At 68.0% G+C, this 17,343-nt stretch carries 15 protein-coding genes; 3 read left to right on the top strand and 12 right to left on the bottom strand.

What is annotated here, in order from left to right; genetic code table 11:
• Positions 1 to 14: 14 nt before the first annotated feature.
• The 12 genes from GRI72_RS04825 to pgi form a co-directional block, all read right to left on the bottom strand.
• Positions 15 to 1,301: an O-acetylhomoserine aminocarboxypropyltransferase gene (locus tag GRI72_RS04825; protein ID WP_160732804.1), complete on the bottom strand. Its 1,287-nt coding sequence runs from the start codon at positions 1,299 to 1,301 to the stop codon at positions 15 to 17.
• A 13-nt stretch (positions 1,302 to 1,314) separates the two neighbouring features.
• Positions 1,315 to 2,334 carry a biotin synthase BioB gene (bioB, locus tag GRI72_RS04820; RefSeq protein ID WP_160732803.1) on the bottom strand — a complete coding sequence of 340 codons (1,020 nt, stop codon included), beginning with the start codon at positions 2,332 to 2,334 and terminating at the stop codon, positions 1,315 to 1,317.
• Positions 2,331 to 2,792, bottom strand: a complete 462-nt coding sequence (locus GRI72_RS04815) for a DMT family transporter (RefSeq protein ID WP_237486798.1) — start codon at positions 2,790 to 2,792, stop codon at positions 2,331 to 2,333. Before GRI72_RS04815 ends, bioB begins: the two co-directional genes overlap by 4 nt.
• Positions 2,793 to 2,901: 109 nt before the next feature.
• Positions 2,902 to 5,055: a methylmalonyl-CoA mutase gene (scpA, locus tag GRI72_RS04810; protein ID WP_160732802.1), complete on the bottom strand. Its 2,154-nt coding sequence runs from the start codon at positions 5,053 to 5,055 to the stop codon at positions 2,902 to 2,904.
• Between the two features lie 124 nt (positions 5,056 to 5,179).
• Positions 5,180 to 5,965 carry an enoyl-CoA hydratase-related protein gene (locus GRI72_RS04805; RefSeq protein ID WP_160732801.1) on the bottom strand — a complete coding sequence of 262 codons (786 nt, stop codon included), beginning with the start codon at positions 5,963 to 5,965 and terminating at the stop codon, positions 5,180 to 5,182.
• A 109-nt stretch (positions 5,966 to 6,074) separates the two neighbouring features.
• Positions 6,075 to 6,521, bottom strand: coding sequence for a methylmalonyl-CoA epimerase (gene mce / locus GRI72_RS04800; protein WP_160732800.1), 447 nt, complete (start codon positions 6,519 to 6,521; stop codon positions 6,075 to 6,077).
• A 69-nt stretch (positions 6,522 to 6,590) separates the two neighbouring features.
• Positions 6,591 to 6,884 (bottom strand): hypothetical protein, encoded by a 294-nt coding sequence (locus GRI72_RS04795; RefSeq protein WP_160732799.1) that lies wholly within the window; start codon positions 6,882 to 6,884, stop codon positions 6,591 to 6,593.
• Positions 6,881 to 8,413 (bottom strand): acyl-CoA carboxylase subunit beta, encoded by a 1,533-nt coding sequence (locus GRI72_RS04790; RefSeq protein WP_160732798.1) that lies wholly within the window; start codon positions 8,411 to 8,413, stop codon positions 6,881 to 6,883. Before GRI72_RS04790 ends, GRI72_RS04795 begins: the two co-directional genes overlap by 4 nt.
• 141 nt (positions 8,414 to 8,554) lie before the next feature.
• Complete coding sequence (gene gor, locus GRI72_RS04785; RefSeq protein ID WP_160732797.1) at positions 8,555 to 9,919, bottom strand: glutathione-disulfide reductase; 1,365 nt, start codon at positions 9,917 to 9,919, stop codon at positions 8,555 to 8,557.
• Positions 9,920 to 9,990: 71 nt separating this feature from the next.
• The gene (locus tag GRI72_RS04780) at positions 9,991 to 11,445 is read right to left on the bottom strand and encodes a DEAD/DEAH box helicase (protein WP_160732796.1); all 1,455 of its coding nucleotides are present in this window, start codon (positions 11,443 to 11,445) and stop codon (positions 9,991 to 9,993) included.
• Positions 11,446 to 11,640: 195 nt separating this feature from the next.
• Complete coding sequence (locus GRI72_RS04775; RefSeq protein ID WP_237486797.1) at positions 11,641 to 13,029, bottom strand: PAS domain S-box protein; 1,389 nt, start codon at positions 13,027 to 13,029, stop codon at positions 11,641 to 11,643.
• Between the two features lie 121 nt (positions 13,030 to 13,150).
• The gene (pgi, locus tag GRI72_RS04770) at positions 13,151 to 14,677 is read right to left on the bottom strand and encodes a glucose-6-phosphate isomerase (RefSeq protein WP_160732795.1); all 1,527 of its coding nucleotides are present in this window, start codon (positions 14,675 to 14,677) and stop codon (positions 13,151 to 13,153) included.
• A gap of 207 nt (positions 14,678 to 14,884) precedes the next feature.
• On the opposite strand from pgi, the gene lepB reads away from it, so the two are divergent.
• From lepB to era, 3 genes are read left to right on the top strand one after another with little or no spacing between them, the layout of a single operon-like run.
• Complete coding sequence (lepB, locus tag GRI72_RS04765; RefSeq protein ID WP_160732794.1) at positions 14,885 to 15,727, top strand: signal peptidase I; 843 nt, start codon at positions 14,885 to 14,887, stop codon at positions 15,725 to 15,727.
• Positions 15,724 to 16,395 carry a ribonuclease III gene (rnc, locus tag GRI72_RS04760; RefSeq protein WP_337191134.1) on the top strand — a complete coding sequence of 224 codons (672 nt, stop codon included), beginning with the start codon at positions 15,724 to 15,726 and terminating at the stop codon, positions 16,393 to 16,395. Before lepB ends, rnc begins: the two co-directional genes overlap by 4 nt.
• A complete protein-coding gene (gene era, locus GRI72_RS04755) occupies positions 16,392 to 17,312 on the top strand; it encodes a GTPase Era (RefSeq protein ID WP_160732792.1) in 921 nt (306 codons plus the stop codon). Before rnc ends, era begins: the two co-directional genes overlap by 4 nt.
• Positions 17,313 to 17,343: the final 31 nt, after the last annotated feature.

The following is a 17,343-nucleotide window of genomic DNA, read 5'->3' as shown; positions in this document are numbered from 1 at the left end:
GTCTTCCCGTGCGCTTAGATCTGGGCCAGGGCCTGGTCGAGGTCGGCAATGATATCGTCCACGTGCTCGATACCTACCGAAAGGCGGACGACGTCGGGGCCTGCGCCCGCCGCCTCCAGCTCGTCGGCCGAAAGCTGGCTGTGGGTGGTCGAGGCCGGGTGGATGATCAGGCTGCGCGTATCGCCGATATTGGCGAGGTGGCTGAACATCCCGACTCCGGAGACGAGCGCCTTGCCCGCTTCGAACCCGCCCTTCAGCCCGAAAGTGAAGACCGCGCCGCCGTGCCCGCCGAGATAGCGGTCGGCCAGCGGCTTGTACCGGTCGCCGTCCAGCCCGGCGTAGGAAACCCACGCCACTTTCGCATGGTCCCGCAGCCATTGCGCAACCGCCAGCGCGTTGCTGCAATGCCGCTCCATGCGCAGCACCAGCGTCTCCATGCCGGTGAGCGCGAGGAAGGCGTTCATCGGGGCCATCGCGGGGCCGAGATCGCGCAGCCCGAGCACGCGGCAGGCGGTGATGAAGGCGATCGGCCCGATCGGTTCGAGCGCGTCGGCGAGCACCACCCCGTGATAGGAACCGTTGGGCTGGGTCAGGCTGGGGAACTTGTCGCTCGCCTTCCAGTCGAACCTGCCCGAATCGACGATCAGCCCGCCGACCGCATTGCCGTGGCCGTTGAGGAACTTGGTGCAGGAATGGACGACGATGTCGGCGCCGTGATCGAACGGACGGCACAGCGCGGGCGTTGCCAGGGTATTGTCGACGATCAGCGGCACGCCGGCATCGTGCGCGGCCCCGGCGATCGCCGCGATATCGCTGACCACGCCGCCGGGGTTCGCCAGGCTTTCGATGAAGACGCAGCGCGTCTTGTCATCGATCGCCGCAGCGACATTGGCGGGATCGTCGGCATCGACGAAGCGCGTTTCCCAGCCGAACTTGCGGAAGCTTTCGCCAAGCTGGTTGAGCGAGCCTCCATAAAGCTTTTTCGCGGCGACGATGTTGCAGCCCGGCTCCATCAGCGTGTGAAACGCAATCAGTTGCGCGGCATGGCCCGACGCCACGCCGAGAGCTCCGCCCCCGCCTTCGAGCGCGGCAATCTTCTTTTCCAGCGCATCGTTGGTAGGGTTCATGATGCGCGAATAGATATTGCCGAATTCCTGCAGGCCGAACAGCCGCGCGGCGTGGTCGGGATCGTCGAAAACATAGCTTGCCGTCTGGTAGATCGGCGTGATCCGCGCCTTCGTCGTCGGATCGGGCTCCTGCCCGGCATGGATCGTCAGCGTTTCCAGCTTCTGTTCGGTCATCGTCTCCCTTTCCTTACTCGGCCGGCTCGCAGGCGCCCTGGCAGGAAGCCGTACGCATCGGTTCATCCTGCTGCAGGGCCGTCAGCCCGAGCTTGGCGAAGAGCGCGGCGTCGGTATCGTCGCCGGCATTGGGGGCGGTCAGCAGCTTGTCGCCGGTGAAGATCGAATTCGCCCCTGCCATGAAGCACAGCGCCTGCGTCGCTTCGCTCATGCTCTCGCGCCCGGCCGAAAGGCGCACCATGCTCATCGGCATGCAGATCCGCGCCACCGCCACGGTACGGACGAACTCGATATCGTCGATCTTCGCAAGCGGCGTATCGGCGAGCATGTCGCCCAGCACCGTGCCCTTGACCGGCACCAGCGCGTTGACCGGCACGCTTTCGGGATGGCGTTCGAGCGTGGCGAGCGTGTGGACGAAGCCGACGCGGTCGTCGCGCGTCTCGCCCATGCCGACGATCCCGCCGCTGCAAACGTTGATCCCCGCATCGCGCACGTTCTGCAGCGTATCGAGCCGGTCCTGGTAATTGCGGGTCGAGATCACGCGCTCGTAATATTCCGGGCCCGTGTCGACATTGTGGTTGTAATAATCGAGCCCGGCCTCCTTGAGCATCTCGGCCTGCCTGGGCGTCAACATGCCCAGCGTCATGCAGGTCTCCATCCCCATCGCGCGCACGCCTTTCACGATCTCGACGATCGCGGGCATGTCGCGGTCCTTGGGGTTGCGCCATGCAGCGCCCATGCAGAACCGCTGGGAGCCGGCGTCCTTGGCCTGTGCCGCCGATTGCAGCACGCGCTGGACGTCCATCAGCTTGGTCGCCTCGACCCCGCTGTCGGCCTTCACGCTTTGCGAGCAATAGCCGCAATCCTCCGGACACCCGCCGGTCTTGATCGACAGCAGCGTGCAGAGCTGCACCTGCTCGGGCGGATGGAATTCGCGGTGGACGGTGGCGGCCTGGAACAGCAATTCCGTAAAAGGAAGATCGAACAGCGCCGCGATCTCGTCACGGGTCCAATCGGTGCGGATATTGGTCATACGGGTTTCCTGGCTAGGTAGAGGCCGACTGCCATGACTACCAGGCCCAGCGCGCGCTTGGGGGTGATCGCGCTCTGGATGGAGCCAAGCAGGCCGAAATGGTCGATGATCGCCGCAGCGACGATCTGGCCGAGCAGCACGAAAAAGATCGCGTTGCCCAGGCCGATACGCGGGGCGGAGAATGCCACCGAAGTGGCGTAGAACAACATCACGAGCGCCCCGATCCACAACCAGGGCCGCTCGAAGGTGAAGGCACTGGCAGCGGGGAAACCGGTAAAGGCCAGCATCGCGCTGGCGATCACGAATCCAACCGCGAAAGTCACCGCGGTCGCGGCGACGGGGCCGCCGAGCTGCTGGCCCAGTGCGGCATTCAGCGCGGCGAAAACGGGAATGCCGAGCCCCGCGGCGAACATCATTGCCGCGATCGGTACGAAGGCGCTGGAGGTCGGCGCGCTCATCTGGGCAAAGCCGTGGCATTCAGCGTTTTGCCGATGATGTTCGATGATGCCACGGCCGCATTCTGCGCTGTGGCCGGTACCGCTACCGGATGCGCACCGGCGAACGGCCTCATTCCGCTGCCTCGTCGAGGTTCTCGCCGGCCGGGGGCATATTGTGCCCCAGCAGACGCAGCACGTCGGCGGCGCATTCGACCACATTGCTGCCCGGACCGTAGATCCCCTGGACCCCGGCATCGCGCAGGAAGTCGTAGTCCTTCTGCGGGATCACGCCGCCGGCGACGACCTTGATATCCGCGCGGCCGGCGTCCTTCAGGTGGCCGATCAGTTCGGGGATCAGCGTCTTGTGCCCGGCCGCGAGGCTGCTCGCCCCCACGGCATCGACGTCGTTCTCCAGCGCCATCGCCGCCGTCTCGCGCGGGGTCTGGAACAGCGGGCCGGAGAGCACCTCGAACCCCATGTCGGCGAAGGCGCTGGCGATGACGTTGGCCCCGCGATCGTGGCCGTCCTGCCCCATCTTCGCGACCATGACCTTCGGCTTGCGCCCCAGCCTGCGGGCGACCGCGTCCACCCCGCGCACGACCTGTTCGTAGCGTTCATCGCCGGCATAGGCGCGCGAATAGACGCCCTTCACCGGCGTCGGCATCGTGTCGTAACGGCCGAAGGCACGCTCCATCGCGGCCGAGATTTCGCCCAGCGTCGCGTCGTGACGCGCGGCCTCGACCGCCAGCGCCAGCAGGTTCTCGCCCCCCTCGGCACCGTGCGCCAGCGCATCCAGCGCGCGCTGGCAGGCCTGCTCGTCGCGCGCCGCGCGCACCTGCTCGATCCGGGCGATCTGGCTCTGGCGGACCTTGTGGTTGTCGATATCGAGCGTGTCGATCTCGTCTTCCTGGTCGCGGCGATACTTGTTGACGCCGACGATCACGGTCTCGCCGCGGTCGACGCTCGCCTGCTTGGCTGCCGCGGCCTCCTCGATCTGCGCCTTGGGTTTGCCGCTGGCGACATATTCGGTCATCCCGCCCGCCGCCTCGACCTCGTCGAGCATCGCCTTGGCCTGATCGACCAGCGCGGCGGTGAGGCTCTCGATGTAATAGCTGCCGCCCAGCGGATCGGCGACATTGGTGATCCCGGTCTCTTCCTGGATCACCAGCTGCGTGTTGCGCGCGATGCGGGCGGAGAAATCGGTCGGCAGCGCGATCGCCTCGTCCAGCGCATTGGTGTGCAGCGACTGCGTGCCGCCCAGCACCGCCGCCATCGCCTCGATCGTCGTGCGGATGACGTTGTTGTACGGGTCCTGCTCCTGCAGCGAGACGCCGCTGGTCTGACAATGGGTGCGCAGCATCTTCGACTTGGGATTCTGCGCGCCCAGTTCGGTCATGACATCGTGCCACAGATGGCGCGCGGCGCGCATCTTGGCGATCTCCATGAAGAAGTTCATGCCGATGCCCCAGAAAAAGGACAGGCGCGGCGCGAAGGCATCGATATCGAGCCCGGCCTCCATCGCGCGCTTCGCATATTCCTTGCCGTCGGCGATGGTGAAGGCGAGTTCCTGCACCGCAGTCGCCCCGGCTTCGTGCATGTGATAGCCGCTGATCGAGATGCTGTTGAACCGCGGCATGTTGGCCGAAGTATAGGCAATGATGTCGGAGACGATCCGCATGCTCGGTTCGGGCGGGTAGATATAGGTGTTGCGGACCATGAACTCCTTGAGGATGTCGTTCTGGATGGTCCCCGAAAGCTTCTCCTGCGCCACGCCCTGGCGCTCGCCCGCGACGATGTAGAACGCCATGACCGGGATCACCGCGCCGTTCATCGTCATCGACACGCTCATCTGGTCGAGCGGGATCTGGTCGAACAGGATTTCCATGTCGCGCACGGTGTCGATCGCGACGCCCGCCTTGCCGACATCGCCGACGACGCGCGGATGGTCGCTGTCGTAGCCGCGGTGGGTGGCGAGGTCGAAAGCGACCGACAGCCCCTTCTGCCCGGCGGCGAGATTGCGGCGATAGAAGGCGTTCGATTCCTCGGCCGTGGAGAAGCCGGCGTACTGGCGGATCGTCCACGGGCGCCCGGTGTACATCGAGGCGTAGGGGCCGCGCGTGAACGGCGCGATGCCCGGCACGCCCGGGTCCAGATCGGCGGTATCCTGCGAGGTGTAGAGCGGCTTTACCGCGATCCCTTCGGGCGTATGCCAGGTCAGGTCGCGCCCCTTGACCTCCTTGTCGGCAAGGGGCTTCCAGTCTTCGTAAGTCGGCTTGTCGGTCATGCGCATCCCCTAAACACAATCGTATGCACAGGGGAAGAGCGGGCCGCGCGGCTTGCACCGCTGCCCCGCTGCCCCGGGCGGCCCGGCCGGTCACTCGGCCTTGCCGATCACTCGCCCTTGCCGGTCACTCGCCCTTGAACGCGGGCTTTCGCTTCTGGAGGAAGGCCATGCCGCCTTCCATCGCGTCCTGCGTCGCGGCGGCGCGCCGCTGCCCCTCGGCCTCGGCCAGGAGGACCTGGTCGACCGTGCCGTCGAGCGCGGCGGCGATATTCGCCTTCATCGTGGCGTAGGCGACCGTGGGCCCGTCGGCGAGCCGCTCGGCCAGGCCCCGCGCCTCGGCCATCAGGGCATCGTCGTCCACCGCCTTGTAGATCAGGCCCCAGTCCTCCGCCTGCTCGGCGCCGATCTTCTCGCCGAGCATCATCATCCGCGTCGCCCGCGCCCGCCCGATCGCGCGGCTGAGCAGCCAGGTCGATCCGCCATCGGGCACGAGGCCGATATTGACGAAGGCCTGGAGGAAATAGGCGCTCCTGCCCGCGAGCACGAAGTCGCCCGCCAGCGCGAGCGAGCAGCCGATCCCCGCCGCCGGGCCGTTGACCGCGCAGACCACCGGCACCGGCGCGCGCAGGATCTGGCTGATCGCGGGGTTGTAATGGTTCTGCAGCGCGCGATGGCTGCCGCCGCTGGCCTGGAGTGCGCTGCCCTCCCCCCGCGCGGACAAGTCGGCGCCGGAACAGAACCCCTTGCCCGCGCCGGTAATCAGGACCGCGCGCGCATCGCCCAGGTCGTAGAACGCGCTGCCGATCTCGTCCGCCATCTGCGGCGGCATCGCGTTCAGCCGGTCGGGCCGGTTGAGCGTAATGGTGACCAGCGGCCCTTCGTTCTCGACGATGATGGTTTCGTAGCGCACGCGTCTCTCCCAAGCGTTTCGTTTCGCAACCGAGAGTGGCGGCGAAGTCCGCCGCGCGCAAGCCCGTTGGCCGCCAGGCCCGGTGCTGCGAGCGGACCGGCCGCGCCGGTCAGTGGCCGGCGGCCTTCGGCGTTTCCATGATTTCGGTGAGCTGGCCCATCATGTCCTTGGGATGGAGGAAGAAGATCGGCGTGCCATGCGCGCCGATCCGCGTGGGGCCGAGGATGCGCTTGCCTTTCCCTTCGAACCAGGAACGCGCCTGCTCGATGTCCTCGACCTCGTAACAGACGTGATGCTGCCCGCCCTGCGGGTTCTTCTGGAGGAATCCGGTCAACGGGCTTTCGGGTCCGAGCGGCTCGATCAGCTCGATCTGCGTGCCCTTCCCGACCTCGCCCTGCGCGTCGGGCGTATCGACGAAGCAGACCTTCACCCCCTGCTCGGCAAGGTCGAACGGTTCATGCGCGATCGTAGCGCCCATGACGTCGCGGTAATAGCGCAGCGATTCCTCGATGCTCGGGGTGGCGACCCCGATATGGTTCAACCGTCCCAGTTTCACGCGCCATCTCCCATCAAGTCGTCAGGCCGAGCCTGCCCCGGCATGGATCGCCGCCGCTGCCGCACCGGTTCACTGTGCCCCGTCGAAGAAAAGCGCAAGCGCGCCGACGATCGCGCAAACGCCGATCAGCGCCGTCACCGCCACCTGCAAGGCGAACAGCATCGGCTCGCTATCGCGGTCGGCGCGAAGGCCCTTCCAGTCATACGTGCCGGTTTGCAGCGAACGGGCGACGGTCCAGGCGCAGAAGATCGATCCGGCGAAGAACACCAGCGCCACGAAGTCCAGCGACAGGGTCACTTCCTGCCCCCACATCGTGGCGGTGATGCCATCCGCGTCGGCGACAGGCTTCTCGGCAGGCGTCACAACGGGATATTGTCGTGCTTCTTCCATGGGTTCTCGAGCTGCTTGCCTCGCAGCTTCCTCAGGCCCAGCGCGATCCGGCGGCGGGTCGAGTGCGGATAGATCACCTCGTCGATATAGCCGCGGCTTGCCGCGACGAAGGGGTTGGCGAAGCGATCTTCGTATTCCTTCGTCTTCTCCGCGATCTTGTCGGGATCGTCGCGGTCCTGGCGGAAGATGATCTCCACCGCGCCCTTCGCGCCCATCACCGCGATTTCCGCCGTGGGCCAGGCGTAGTTCAGGTCGCCGCGCAAATGCTTCGACGCCATCACGTCGTAGGCCCCGCCGTAGGCCTTGCGGGTGATCACGGTGATCTTCGGCACGGTCGCCTCGGCATAGGCGAACAGCAGCTTCGCACCGTGCTTGATGATCCCGCCCAGTTCCTGGCTCGTGCCGGGCAGGAAGCCGGGCACGTCGACGAACGTCAGGATCGGGATGTCGAAGGCATCGCAGAACCGCACGAAGCGCGCGGCCTTCTTGCTCGAATTGATATCGAGCACGCCCGCGAGCACCATCGGCTGGTTCGCCACAACGCCCACCGTGCGCCCCTCCACCCGGCCGAAACCGCAGATGATATTGGCCGCGTGGGCCGGCTGGATCTCGAAGAAATCCCCTTCGTCCAGCGTCTTGCGGATGACTTCGTGCATGTCGTAGGGCTGGTTGGCATTGTCCGGCACCAGCGTATCGAGCGAAGGTTCCTCGCGGTCCCACGGGTCGGCGGTCGGCCGTTCGGGCACGTCCTCGCGGTTCGACAGCGGCAGGTAGTCGAAGAAATTGCGCGTCTGCAGCAGCGTCTCGATATCGTTCTCGAACGCGAGGTCGGCCACGCTGGTCTTGGTCGTGTGGGTGACCGCGCCGCCCAGCTCCTCCTGCGAGACGACTTCGTTGGTGACGGTCTTCACCACGTCGGGCCCGGTGACGAACATGTAGCTGGAATCCTTCACCATGAAGATGAAGTCGGTCATCGCCGGGGAATAGACCGCCCCGCCCGCGCACGGCCCCATGATCAGGCTGATCTGGGGAATGACGCCGCTCGCCAGCACGTTGCGCTGGAACACCTCGGCATAGCCGCCCAATGAGGCGACGCCTTCCTGGATGCGCGCGCCGCCGCTGTCGTTGAGGCCGATGACCGGGGCGCCGACCTTCATCGCGGTATCCATCACCTTGCAGATCTTCTCCGCGTGGCGCTTGGACAGGCTGCCGCCGAAGACGGTGAAATCCTGGCTGAAGACATAGACCAGCCGCCCGTTGATCGTGCCCGATCCGGTGACCACGCCGTCGCCGGTGATCTTCTGGTCCTGCATCCCGAAATCGACGCAGTCATGCTCGACGTAAGTGTCGAGTTCCTCGAAGCTGCCTTCGTCGAGCAGCACGTCGAGCCGTTCGCGGGCGGTGAGCTTGCCCTTGGCGTGCTGCGCATCGATGCGCTTCTGCCCGCCGCCCATGCGGGCGGCTTCGCGGCGGCGTTCCATTTCGGCGATATTGGCTGACATCGGCATCCCTGCAGTTGTTCTCCGGCCGGCCTAGCGGGCGGTGCAAGCGAGCGTCAATCTCTCATGGCGGCCGTCGCGCGCCGCCCGGGGGCTTTCATGGCCGGCCGCCGCGCGCCACGTCCCCGAGGGGGAGCTGGCGGACTAGCGCAGCAGGACCAGCTCTTCCGCCATCGTCGGGTGGATCGCCACGGTCGCGTCGAAATCGGCCTTGGTCAGCCCGGCCTTCACCGCGACCGCTGCCGCCTGCATGATCTCGGCCGCTTCGGGCCCGATCATGTGAATGCCGAGGATACGGCCCGAATCCTCGTCGCACACCATCTTGTAGAGGCTGCGCTCGTTGCGCCCGGCGAGGACGTTCTTCATCGGGCGGAAATCGGACTGGTAGACGCGCACCGAGCCGTAAGTGTTGCGCGCCTGCCCCTCGGTCAGGCCGACCCCGGCGAGGGGCGGGTGGCTGAAGACCGCGCTGGGGATGCAGGTGTGGTCCACCGCCACCGGGTCGCCGCCGCCGAACACGGTATCGGCGAAGGCCTGGCCTTCGCGGATCGCGACGGGCGTCAACTGGACGCGGTCGGTCACGTCGCCGACGGCGTGGATATGATCGACGCTGGTCTTGCTGAACCGGTCGACCACGATCTCGCCCTTGTCGCCGGTCTTCACGCCGGCCTTGTCGAGGCCGAGCCCCTCGGTATTGGGCACGCGCCCGGTGGCGAAGAGGACGCAATCGACCTCCAGGTCGTCGTGATTGGTCATCGAAACGCGCAAGGTGCCGTCGTCGGTCTTCTCGATTCCGCGGAATTCGGCGTGGAAGCGGAAATCGATGCCCTTCATCATGCTGATCTGCAGCAGCCGGTCGCGCAGCGCCTCGTCGTAGCCGCGCAGCAGCTGGTCGCTGCGGTTGATGATCGTGACGTGGCTGCCGAACTCGTTGAAGATGCCGGCGAACTCGTTGGCAATATAGCCGCCGCCGGCAATCAGGATGCGCCTGGGCAGGGTTTCGAGGTGGAACGCCTCGTTGCTGGTGATGCCCAGCTCGTTGCCCGGGCAGTCGGGCACGTGGGGCCGGGCGCCGGTCGCGATCAGGATATGCCTCGCGGTGACCGTCCTGCCGCCCGAAAGGCGGATCTCGTGCGGGCCGGCCAGTTCGGCGCGCTCGTTGATCACCTCGACCCCGTGGTTGTCGAGCGTCTCGGTATAGAGGCCGTTCAGGCGATCGACGTCGCGCAGCACGTTGTCGCGCAGCGTTTCCCAGTCGAAGCGCGCGTTCTCGATCGTCCAGCCGAAAGCCTGCGCGTCTTCCAGGTCTTCGGCGAAATGGGCGCCGTAGACCAGCATCTTCTTGGGCACGCAGCCGCGGATGACGCAGGTCCCGCCGACGCGGTGCTCCTCCGCCACGGCGACGCGCGCGCCATGCGAGGCGGCGACGCGGCTGGCGCGAACGCCCCCCGAACCCGCGCCGATCGTGAACAGGTCGTAATCGTATTCGGGGGAAGTCTTGCTCGCCATCGCTGCGCTCCTGTTGCCGGGAGCGCGCGATATGGCGACGCGGCGGCGGCAGGGCAACCGCCGCCCGCCGGTCAGCGCCCCTGGCGCCGCCGGTTACGGTTGCGCGAAGGGCGCTTGCCCCCGCCCTGGCCCTGGCCCCCGCCGTGGCCCTGACCCCTGCCCTGGCCCTGGGCCCGCTCGGCCGAAGCCGAGCCGCCGTGGGCCGGCTTGCCCCCGTCGCGCCGCGGCTTGCCCGCGCGCCCCAGGTGCTTCTTGCCCGGCTGCGCCTGGCCTGCCTGGGCAGAGCGCGGCGCCCCCTCGCCGCCGCGCGGCTTGGGCTGGACGCGCTGGCGCGGCTGGCGCGCGGCCGGCTTGGTCGGCCCGACGCCTTCGACCACGGCCCGGAAATTGTCCGGCAGGGCGAGCCGTTCGAACTCCGCATCGGTGGTCTTGCGGATATCCTTCAGATAGGCGCGCTCGTCCTCGGCGCAGAAGGCGATGGCAATGCCGTCGCGCCCGGCGCGCGCGGTGCGGCCGATCCGGTGGACGTACTGTTCCGGCACGTTCGGCAGCTCGTAGTTCACGACGTGGCTGACGCCGGGAATGTCGATCCCGCGCGCGGCGACGTCGGTCGCCACCAGCACCGGCGTTTTCGCCGAGCGGAACTCGCCCAGCGCGCGTTCGCGCTGCGGCTGGCTCTTGTTGCCGTGGATCGCGTTGGCAGGCACGCCCGCCTGGGCGAGCTTCTTCACCACGCGGTCCGCGCCATGCTTGGTCCGGGTGAAGACCAGGACGCGCTCGATCTTGCCCGGGACCGCGTGGCGCCCGCGCAGGATCATCTCCAGCAGGGCCTGCTTCTCGTCCTGCTGGACCATGAACAGGTACTGGTCGATCCGTTCCGCGGTCGTGCTCTCGGGCGTGACCGAAACGTGGACCGGCTCGTGGCAGTACTTGCCCACCAGCTCCTTGATCTGGCCCGGCATCGTGGCGCTGAAGAACAGCGTCTGCCGGTCTTCGGGCACGAGCTGGCTGATCTTGCGCAGCGCGTGGATGAAGCCGAGGTCGAGCATCTGGTCCGCCTCGTCGAGGACGAGGATCTCGACCGCGCCGAGGCCGAAGGCCTTCTGGTCGATCAGGTCGAGCAGGCGGCCCGGCGTGGCGACGAGGATGTCGGTCCCCCGGTGCAGCTTGTTGCGGTCCTTGTTGACCGAAGTGCCGCCGACGATCGACTGCACCTTGAGGCCCGCGAGCGCGCCGTAGTCCTTGGCCGACTGGGCGATCTGCCCGGCGAGCTCGCGCGTCGGCGCGAGCACGAGCATGCGGCACGACTTGAACGGCGTCTGCTGCCCCGCCTCGCGCAGCCGGTCGATGCTGGGCAGCATGAAGGCCGCCGTCTTGCCGGTGCCGGTCTGGGCGATGCCCAGCAGGTCGCGCCCTTCGAGCACGGGGGGAATGGCCTGGGCCTGGATCGGCGTGGGCGTGTTGTAACCCTTCAGGTCGAGCGCCTGGAGGACGGGCTGCGACAGCCCGAGTTGATCGAATGTCATGGGTAAAAAACTCGCAATCGATGCGGCGCGCAGCCGGATCGGCGCGCGGCGCGGGGGTTGAAACCGCCCGCGTGAAAAGGGAAGTCTGTGAGAAAAACCGAAACGCGGCCGGGGCGCCCCCTGTCTCGGGATCGCCGCTTCACGCTGGCACGCGCGCTTCGCTGGTCAGGCAGATGGGGGCTGGACGGGGGAAAGTCAATCGCCGGTTTCGCCGGCGGGCGATTTCCTCGCTTCCGCCAGGACGTCGGACGGGGCGCGCACGTGCCAGCGCAACCCGTCGGGCAGGTAATCGAGCGTCACGTCGGCGCGCATCGCCATTTCCGGGTTGCGCTTGATGATGACCGTGCCGAAGCCTGTGCGGGTCGGCTTCTTCACCGGCGGGCCGTCGCGCTCGCGCCATTCCAGGTCGAGCACGTCGGCCCCGTCCTCGCGCTCCAGCCGCCAGCGCAGGGCGATGCAGCCTTCCGCGCTGGAAAGCGCGCCGTACTTGGCCGCGTTGGTCGCAAGCTCGTGGATCGCGAGGCCCAGCGCCTCCGCCGCCGGCGGCTTGAGCCGCACGTCCGCCGGCCCGTCGAACACCACCCGCCCTTCGGAAACGTCGCTGACGTGGAGGACCTGCGATTTCGCGATGTCTTCCACCGTCGCTCCGGCCCAGGCCCCCTCGGTCAGCAGGTCCTGGTTGGCCGAAAGCGCGGCGATCCGGCGGGTCAGCGCCTCGACCAGTTCCGGGTCCCGCCCGTCCACCGTGCGCTGGATGATCGCCTGGATCGTCGCGAGGATATTGCGCGAGCGGTGGTTGACCTCGTTCATCAACAGGCGGATGCGCTCGTTCGTCTCGCGTTCCTCGGTAATGTCGGTGTTGGTCCCGCACCACAGGACGACGTTCCCCGCCTCGTCGCGCAGCGGGTGCGCATGGGTGAGGAACCAGCGATATTCGCCGTCCTTGCGGCGCAGGGGGAAGGTATCCTTCCACGGTTCGCCGGTGTCCCAGGCACGCTGGACGCTGCGCACGACGCGATCGACGTGGTCGGGATGGTGCACCGCGCGCCAGCCCCAGCCTTCCATCTCCTCCAGCGTGGTGCCGGTGTATTCGTACCAGCGTTCGTTATACCAGAAGATCCACCCTTCGCTGTCGGCCATCCAGGCCAGCTGCGGGATATTGTTGGCCAGCGCCTTGAACTGCTGCTGGCTGCGCAGCAGCTCGGCCCGCAGGTTCGCCTGTTCGCGCAGGTCGTTCGCGATCTTCGATGCGCCGACGATCCGCCCGTCGCCATCGCGAATGGGCGAAACGGTGATCGCGACCGGGATCTCGGTGCCGTCCGCGCCCAGGCGCATCGTCTCGAACTTGGGCACGAGCTCGCCGTTGCGAACGCGCGCGAGGATCGAGTCTTCCTCGTCCTGGCGGTCGGCGGGAATGATCCGGCGGATCGACTGGCCGATCATTTCCTCCGCCGGGATGCCGAACAGCCGCTCCGCCGCGGCGTTCCAGCTCATCACGATACCGTCGAGGTCCTTCGACACGATCGCGTCGGAGGAGTGATTGACGATCGCCGCGAGATGCGCGTCGCGAAAGGCGTCTGGCAAGGCTGGCACCAGCAGGAACTAGCACAGCCCCCGGCAAAAACAACGGCCTTATCAAGGGCCTGCCCCTGCCTTCCAAGAAAGCCCCCGAAGCGCGCGCGAAGACCGGCCGCGCCGCCCCCGGTCAGCCGAGGCCCGCCGCGTCGAGCAACGCGCGCGTGCCGGGGTCGAAAGTGCCGCCGCCCGCCTCGATATCGCGGGCCATGCGCTTGCCCAGCTCCACCCCGAACTGGTCGAACGGGTTGATGCCCATCAGCACGGCATTGGCGAAAGTGCGGTGTTCGTGGAACGCGATCAGCGCGCCGAAGGTCGCCGGGTCGATATCGTCGCACAGGATCGTCGCGCTCGGCCGGTCGCCGGGGAAATGGCGCGCCGGGTCCTCCCCCTTGTCGCCCGCCATCAGCGCGGCACCCTGGGCGAAACAGTTGGTGAGCAGGATGCGGTGATGCGCGGGATCGAGCGTGTCGCCGGGCGCGATGCTGGCGATGAAATCGACCGGCACGACGTGGGTGCCCTGGTGCAGCAGCTGGAACACCGCGTGCTGGGCGTCGGTCCCCACCCCGCCCCAGGTGATCGGCGCGGTCGGGCCGGAGACCGGTTCCTGCCCCGCGGTCACCCGCTTGCCGTTCGATTCCATCTCCAGCTGCTGCAGGTAGTCGGGCAGAAGCGCCAGCCGCTCGTCGTAGGCGAAGACCGCGCGCGTCTGGCATTCGCGGATACGCGCGTAGTAGAGATCGGAAAATGCCGCCCGCAGCGGCAGGTTCTCGCGCCCGTCGGCCGCCTGGAAATGGGCATCCACCGCCTGCGCGCCGGCCAGCATCTCGCGGAATTCCTCCATCCCGATGGCCAGCGCGACGGGAAAACCGATGCTGGACCACAGCGAATAGCGGCCGCCGACCGTTTCCGGGAACGGCAGGACGCGGGTTTCGTCGACGCCCCATTCCACGGCCTTCCCGGGGCTGGCGGTCAGCGCGACGACGCGGCCGGACGGGTCCGCCACGCCGTTGTCCGCCAGCCAGGCCAGCGCGCTGGCGGCATTCGTCATCGTCTCGATCGTGGTGAAGGTCTTGCTCGCCACCGCGATCAGCGTGGTCGCCGGGTCGCAGGCGGCAAACGCGCGTTCGAGCGCAAGCCCGTCGATGTTCGACACGACGTGGACATCCACCCGCGCGCCGTCGCGGGTCAGCGCGTCGACCGCCAGCGCCGGGCCCAGCGCGCTGCCGCCGATGCCGATGTGGATCAGGTGCTGCACGTTGCCCAGCGCGCCGTCGTGGATCGCATCGACCAGCATTTCCATCCGGCGCAGCAGGGCCGCGGCCTCTTCCGCCTTGGCGGCATCGCCCGATCCGCGCATCGCGGCGTGGGTCGCGGCGCGCCCCTCGGTCGGGTTGACGACTTCGCCGTCGAACATCGCGCGGCGCATGGCGGCGAAGCCGGCGGCATCGGCCAGCGCCTCGAACGCGGTGCACAAGTCGTCGTCGAGGTGGGTCTTGGACCAGTCGAAGCGGACCTGGCCCGCGTCTTCCCCCGGCAGGTCCAGGCTGCCGGAAAAGCGCGCGGCCCGTCCCTCGTCCGCATGGAACAGTTCCCCCAGCGTCCGCCGCGGCACTGCCGCGATTGCATCCCAGGCGGCCGAAACTGCGTCGCTCATGCGAAAATCCCTTTCCTACTTCGTCCTCTCCCGACTAGGGCTTGTGGCCATGTTTTCAAGCATCGCGATGCCGCTGGCGGCGCCCCGGCCGAAAGTCACACCCCGCCCCGCCCGCGCGGCCCGGAAAGTCACACGCAACCGTGCGAACGCGGCCCGGGGCGCGGGCTGCGCGCGATTCAACACGTTGCACGAACGTAACGCGTCGGCATGACCCGGACCGCCCCCGCCGCACCCCGATCCGACGCGTCCGGGCAGGACCAGGGCGAAACCCCGGCCAGCTTCACCTGGTTCCTGATCAAGCTCGCCCTCGCGGTGCTGATCTTCCGCAGCTTCGTCTTCTCGCCCTTCTCGATCCCCAGCGAATCGATGCTGCCGCGGCTGATGAACGGCGACTACCTGATCGCGGCCAAGTGGCCTTACGGCTTCTCCAGCCACTCGCTGCCCTTCTCGCTCCCGCTGATCCCCGGGCGCGTGCTGGCCAGCGCGCCGGAGCGCGGCGACGTGGTGATCTTCAAGCACCCGGTTGACGGGGCCGACTACATCAAGCGCGCGATCGCCCTGCCCGGCGACACGGTCGAGCTGCGCGGCGGCCAGCTCGTGCTGAACGGCGAACCGGTGCGCAAGGAACGGATCGAGGACTTCGTCGTCCCCGTGTCGCCCAACACCGGCTGCGCCTGGGGCGGCGTGCGCGAGGAAACCGGCCCGGCGGGCGACGCGGACGGCGCGGCCTGCCGCTATGCCCGGTTCCGCGAGACCCTGCCCACCGGTCGCAGTTACGAGGTGCTCGACTTCGGCCGCACGCCGCAGGACGACTTCGGCCCGCTGATCGTGCCCGAAGGCCATGTCTTCGTGCTCGGCGACAACCGCGACAACTCGCAAGACAGCCGCTTCCCCCCCACGATCGGCGGGGGCGTGGGCCTGGTGCCGCAGCAGAACCTGGTCGGGCGCGCGACGATGCTGATGTGGTCCACCGACGGCAGCGCCGAATGGCTCCTGCCGTGGACCTGGTTCACCGCCGCGCGGTGGGACCGGATCGGAGACGGCCTGTGAGCGCGCTGCCCCCCGCGACCCGCGAATGGCTCGCCGCCTCCGGCTTCACCGTCGCGGACGAGGGGCGCTGGCACGAGGCGCTGACCCACGGCAGCACCGGCGAGACGCGCCATTACCAGCGGCTCGAGTTCCTCGGCGACCGGGTGCTGGGCCTCGCGATCGCGGGCTGGCTGTTCGAGCTTTCGGGGGACGAGGAAGGCAAGCTGGCGCAGCGGCTGAACGCGCTCGTCAGCAAGCGCGCCTGCGCCCACGTCGCGCGGCGGATCGGCGTGCCCGACCACGTCCGCCTGGGCAAGCAGGCGCGCGACGACGGCGCGGCCGACAGCGAGAACGTGCTGGGCGACGTGATGGAGGCCCTGCTCGGCGCCAACCACATCGACGGCGGCTTCGACGCGACCCGCGACCTCGTGCGCAGGCTCTGGCGCGAACAGGTCGAAGGCAAGGCGGGCCGGGCCAAGCACCCGAAGAGCGCGCTGCAGGAATGGGCCGCCGGCAACCGGCGCCGCGCGCCCGAATACACGCTGCTCGACCGGTCGGGCCCCGATCACGCGGCGCGCTTCACCGTTCGCGTCTCCGTGCACAACGTGGGCGAGGCGGAAGCGACCGCCGGCAGCAAGCAGGACGCCGAAACCGCCGCTGCGCGGGCATTCATGGAGAAGTTCGGATGAACGGCGAGAGCCAGACCCGTTGCGGCCTCGTGGCCGTGATCGGCGCGCCCAATGCGGGCAAGTCCACCCTGGTCAACCAGCTGGTGGGGCAGAAAGTGGCGATCACCAGCGCCAAGGCGCAGACCACGCGCGCCCGGATGCTGGGCATTGCCCTGGGGGAGGCGGGCGACGGCGCGCCGACGCAGATGATCCTGGTCGATACCCCGGGGATCTTCGCGCCCCGGCGGCGGCTCGACCGGGCGATGGTCTCGGCCGCCTGGGAAGGGGCCGAGGCGGCCGACGCGGTCCTGCTGATGGTCGATCCGGTCAAGCAGCGCCGGCACGAGCTGGAGCCGCTGCTCGAGGCGCTGGCCCAGCGGCCGGAGCGCCGGATACTGGTCTTGAACAAGGTGGACGTGGCGAAGAAGGAGCCGCTGCTCGCGCTCGCCCAGGAACTGACCGGCAAGGTCGATTTCGCCAAGGTGTTCTTCGTCTCCGCGCTCACCGGCGACGGGGTGGCGGACCTGAAGACCGCGCTGGCGGGGATGATGCCGGTGGCCGAATGGATGTATCCCGAAGACCAGGTGAGCGACGCGAGCGAACGCCTGCTGGCAGCGGAGATCACGCGCGAGCAGCTCTATCGCCAGTTGCACGAGGAACTGCCCTACGACAGCGCGGTCCGGCCCGAGCTCTATCGCACCCGTCCCGACGGCAGCCTGGAGATCCACCAGCAGATCGTCGTCGCGCGCGACAACCAGCGCGCGATCGTGCTCGGCAAGGGCGGCAGCCGGATCAAGTCGATCGGCGAGGCCGCGCGCAAGGAACTGTCCGGGCTGCTCGGCGTGAAGGTCCATCTGTTCCTCCACGTTAAGGTGGAGGAGAACTGGAGCGAGAGCCGCGAGGTCTACGAGGAGATGGGGCTGGATTGGGTCCGCTAGGGGGTATAGCCTCGCCCGCGTTCGCGTGAAC

Origin of the sequence: Pelagerythrobacter marinus (assembly GCF_009827515.1) — a bacterium.
In the GTDB taxonomy this organism is placed as follows: Bacteria; Pseudomonadota; Alphaproteobacteria; order Sphingomonadales; family Sphingomonadaceae; genus Pelagerythrobacter; species Pelagerythrobacter marinus.
Note: the sequence above shows the minus strand (reverse complement) of the source record. Positions and strands in the feature narration are given on the sequence as shown.

Bases quoted from the DNA above. Each gene is read 5' to 3' on its own strand.
- gor (WP_160732797.1), bottom strand. From the start codon at position 9,919: ATGGCGAGCAAGACTTCCCCCGAATACGATTACGACCTGTTCACGATC.
- bioB (WP_160732803.1), bottom strand. From the start codon at position 2,334: ATGACCAATATCCGCACCGATTGGACCCGTGACGAGATCGCGGCGCTG.
- pgi (WP_160732795.1), bottom strand. From the start codon at position 14,677: ATGAGCGACGCAGTTTCGGCCGCCTGGGATGCAATCGCGGCAGTGCCG.
- scpA (WP_160732802.1), bottom strand. From the start codon at position 5,055: ATGACCGACAAGCCGACTTACGAAGACTGGAAGCCCCTTGCCGACAAG.
- GRI72_RS04780 (WP_160732796.1), bottom strand. From the start codon at position 11,445: ATGACATTCGATCAACTCGGGCTGTCGCAGCCCGTCCTCCAGGCGCTC.
- GRI72_RS04790 (WP_160732798.1), bottom strand. From the start codon at position 8,413: ATGTCAGCCAATATCGCCGAAATGGAACGCCGCCGCGAAGCCGCCCGC.
- GRI72_RS04825 (WP_160732804.1), bottom strand. From the start codon at position 1,301: ATGACCGAACAGAAGCTGGAAACGCTGACGATCCATGCCGGGCAGGAG.
- era (WP_160732792.1), top strand. From the start codon at position 16,392: ATGAACGGCGAGAGCCAGACCCGTTGCGGCCTCGTGGCCGTGATCGGC.
- GRI72_RS04815 (WP_237486798.1), bottom strand. From the start codon at position 2,792: ATGAGCGCGCCGACCTCCAGCGCCTTCGTACCGATCGCGGCAATGATG.
- lepB (WP_160732794.1), top strand. From the start codon at position 14,885: ATGACCCGGACCGCCCCCGCCGCACCCCGATCCGACGCGTCCGGGCAG.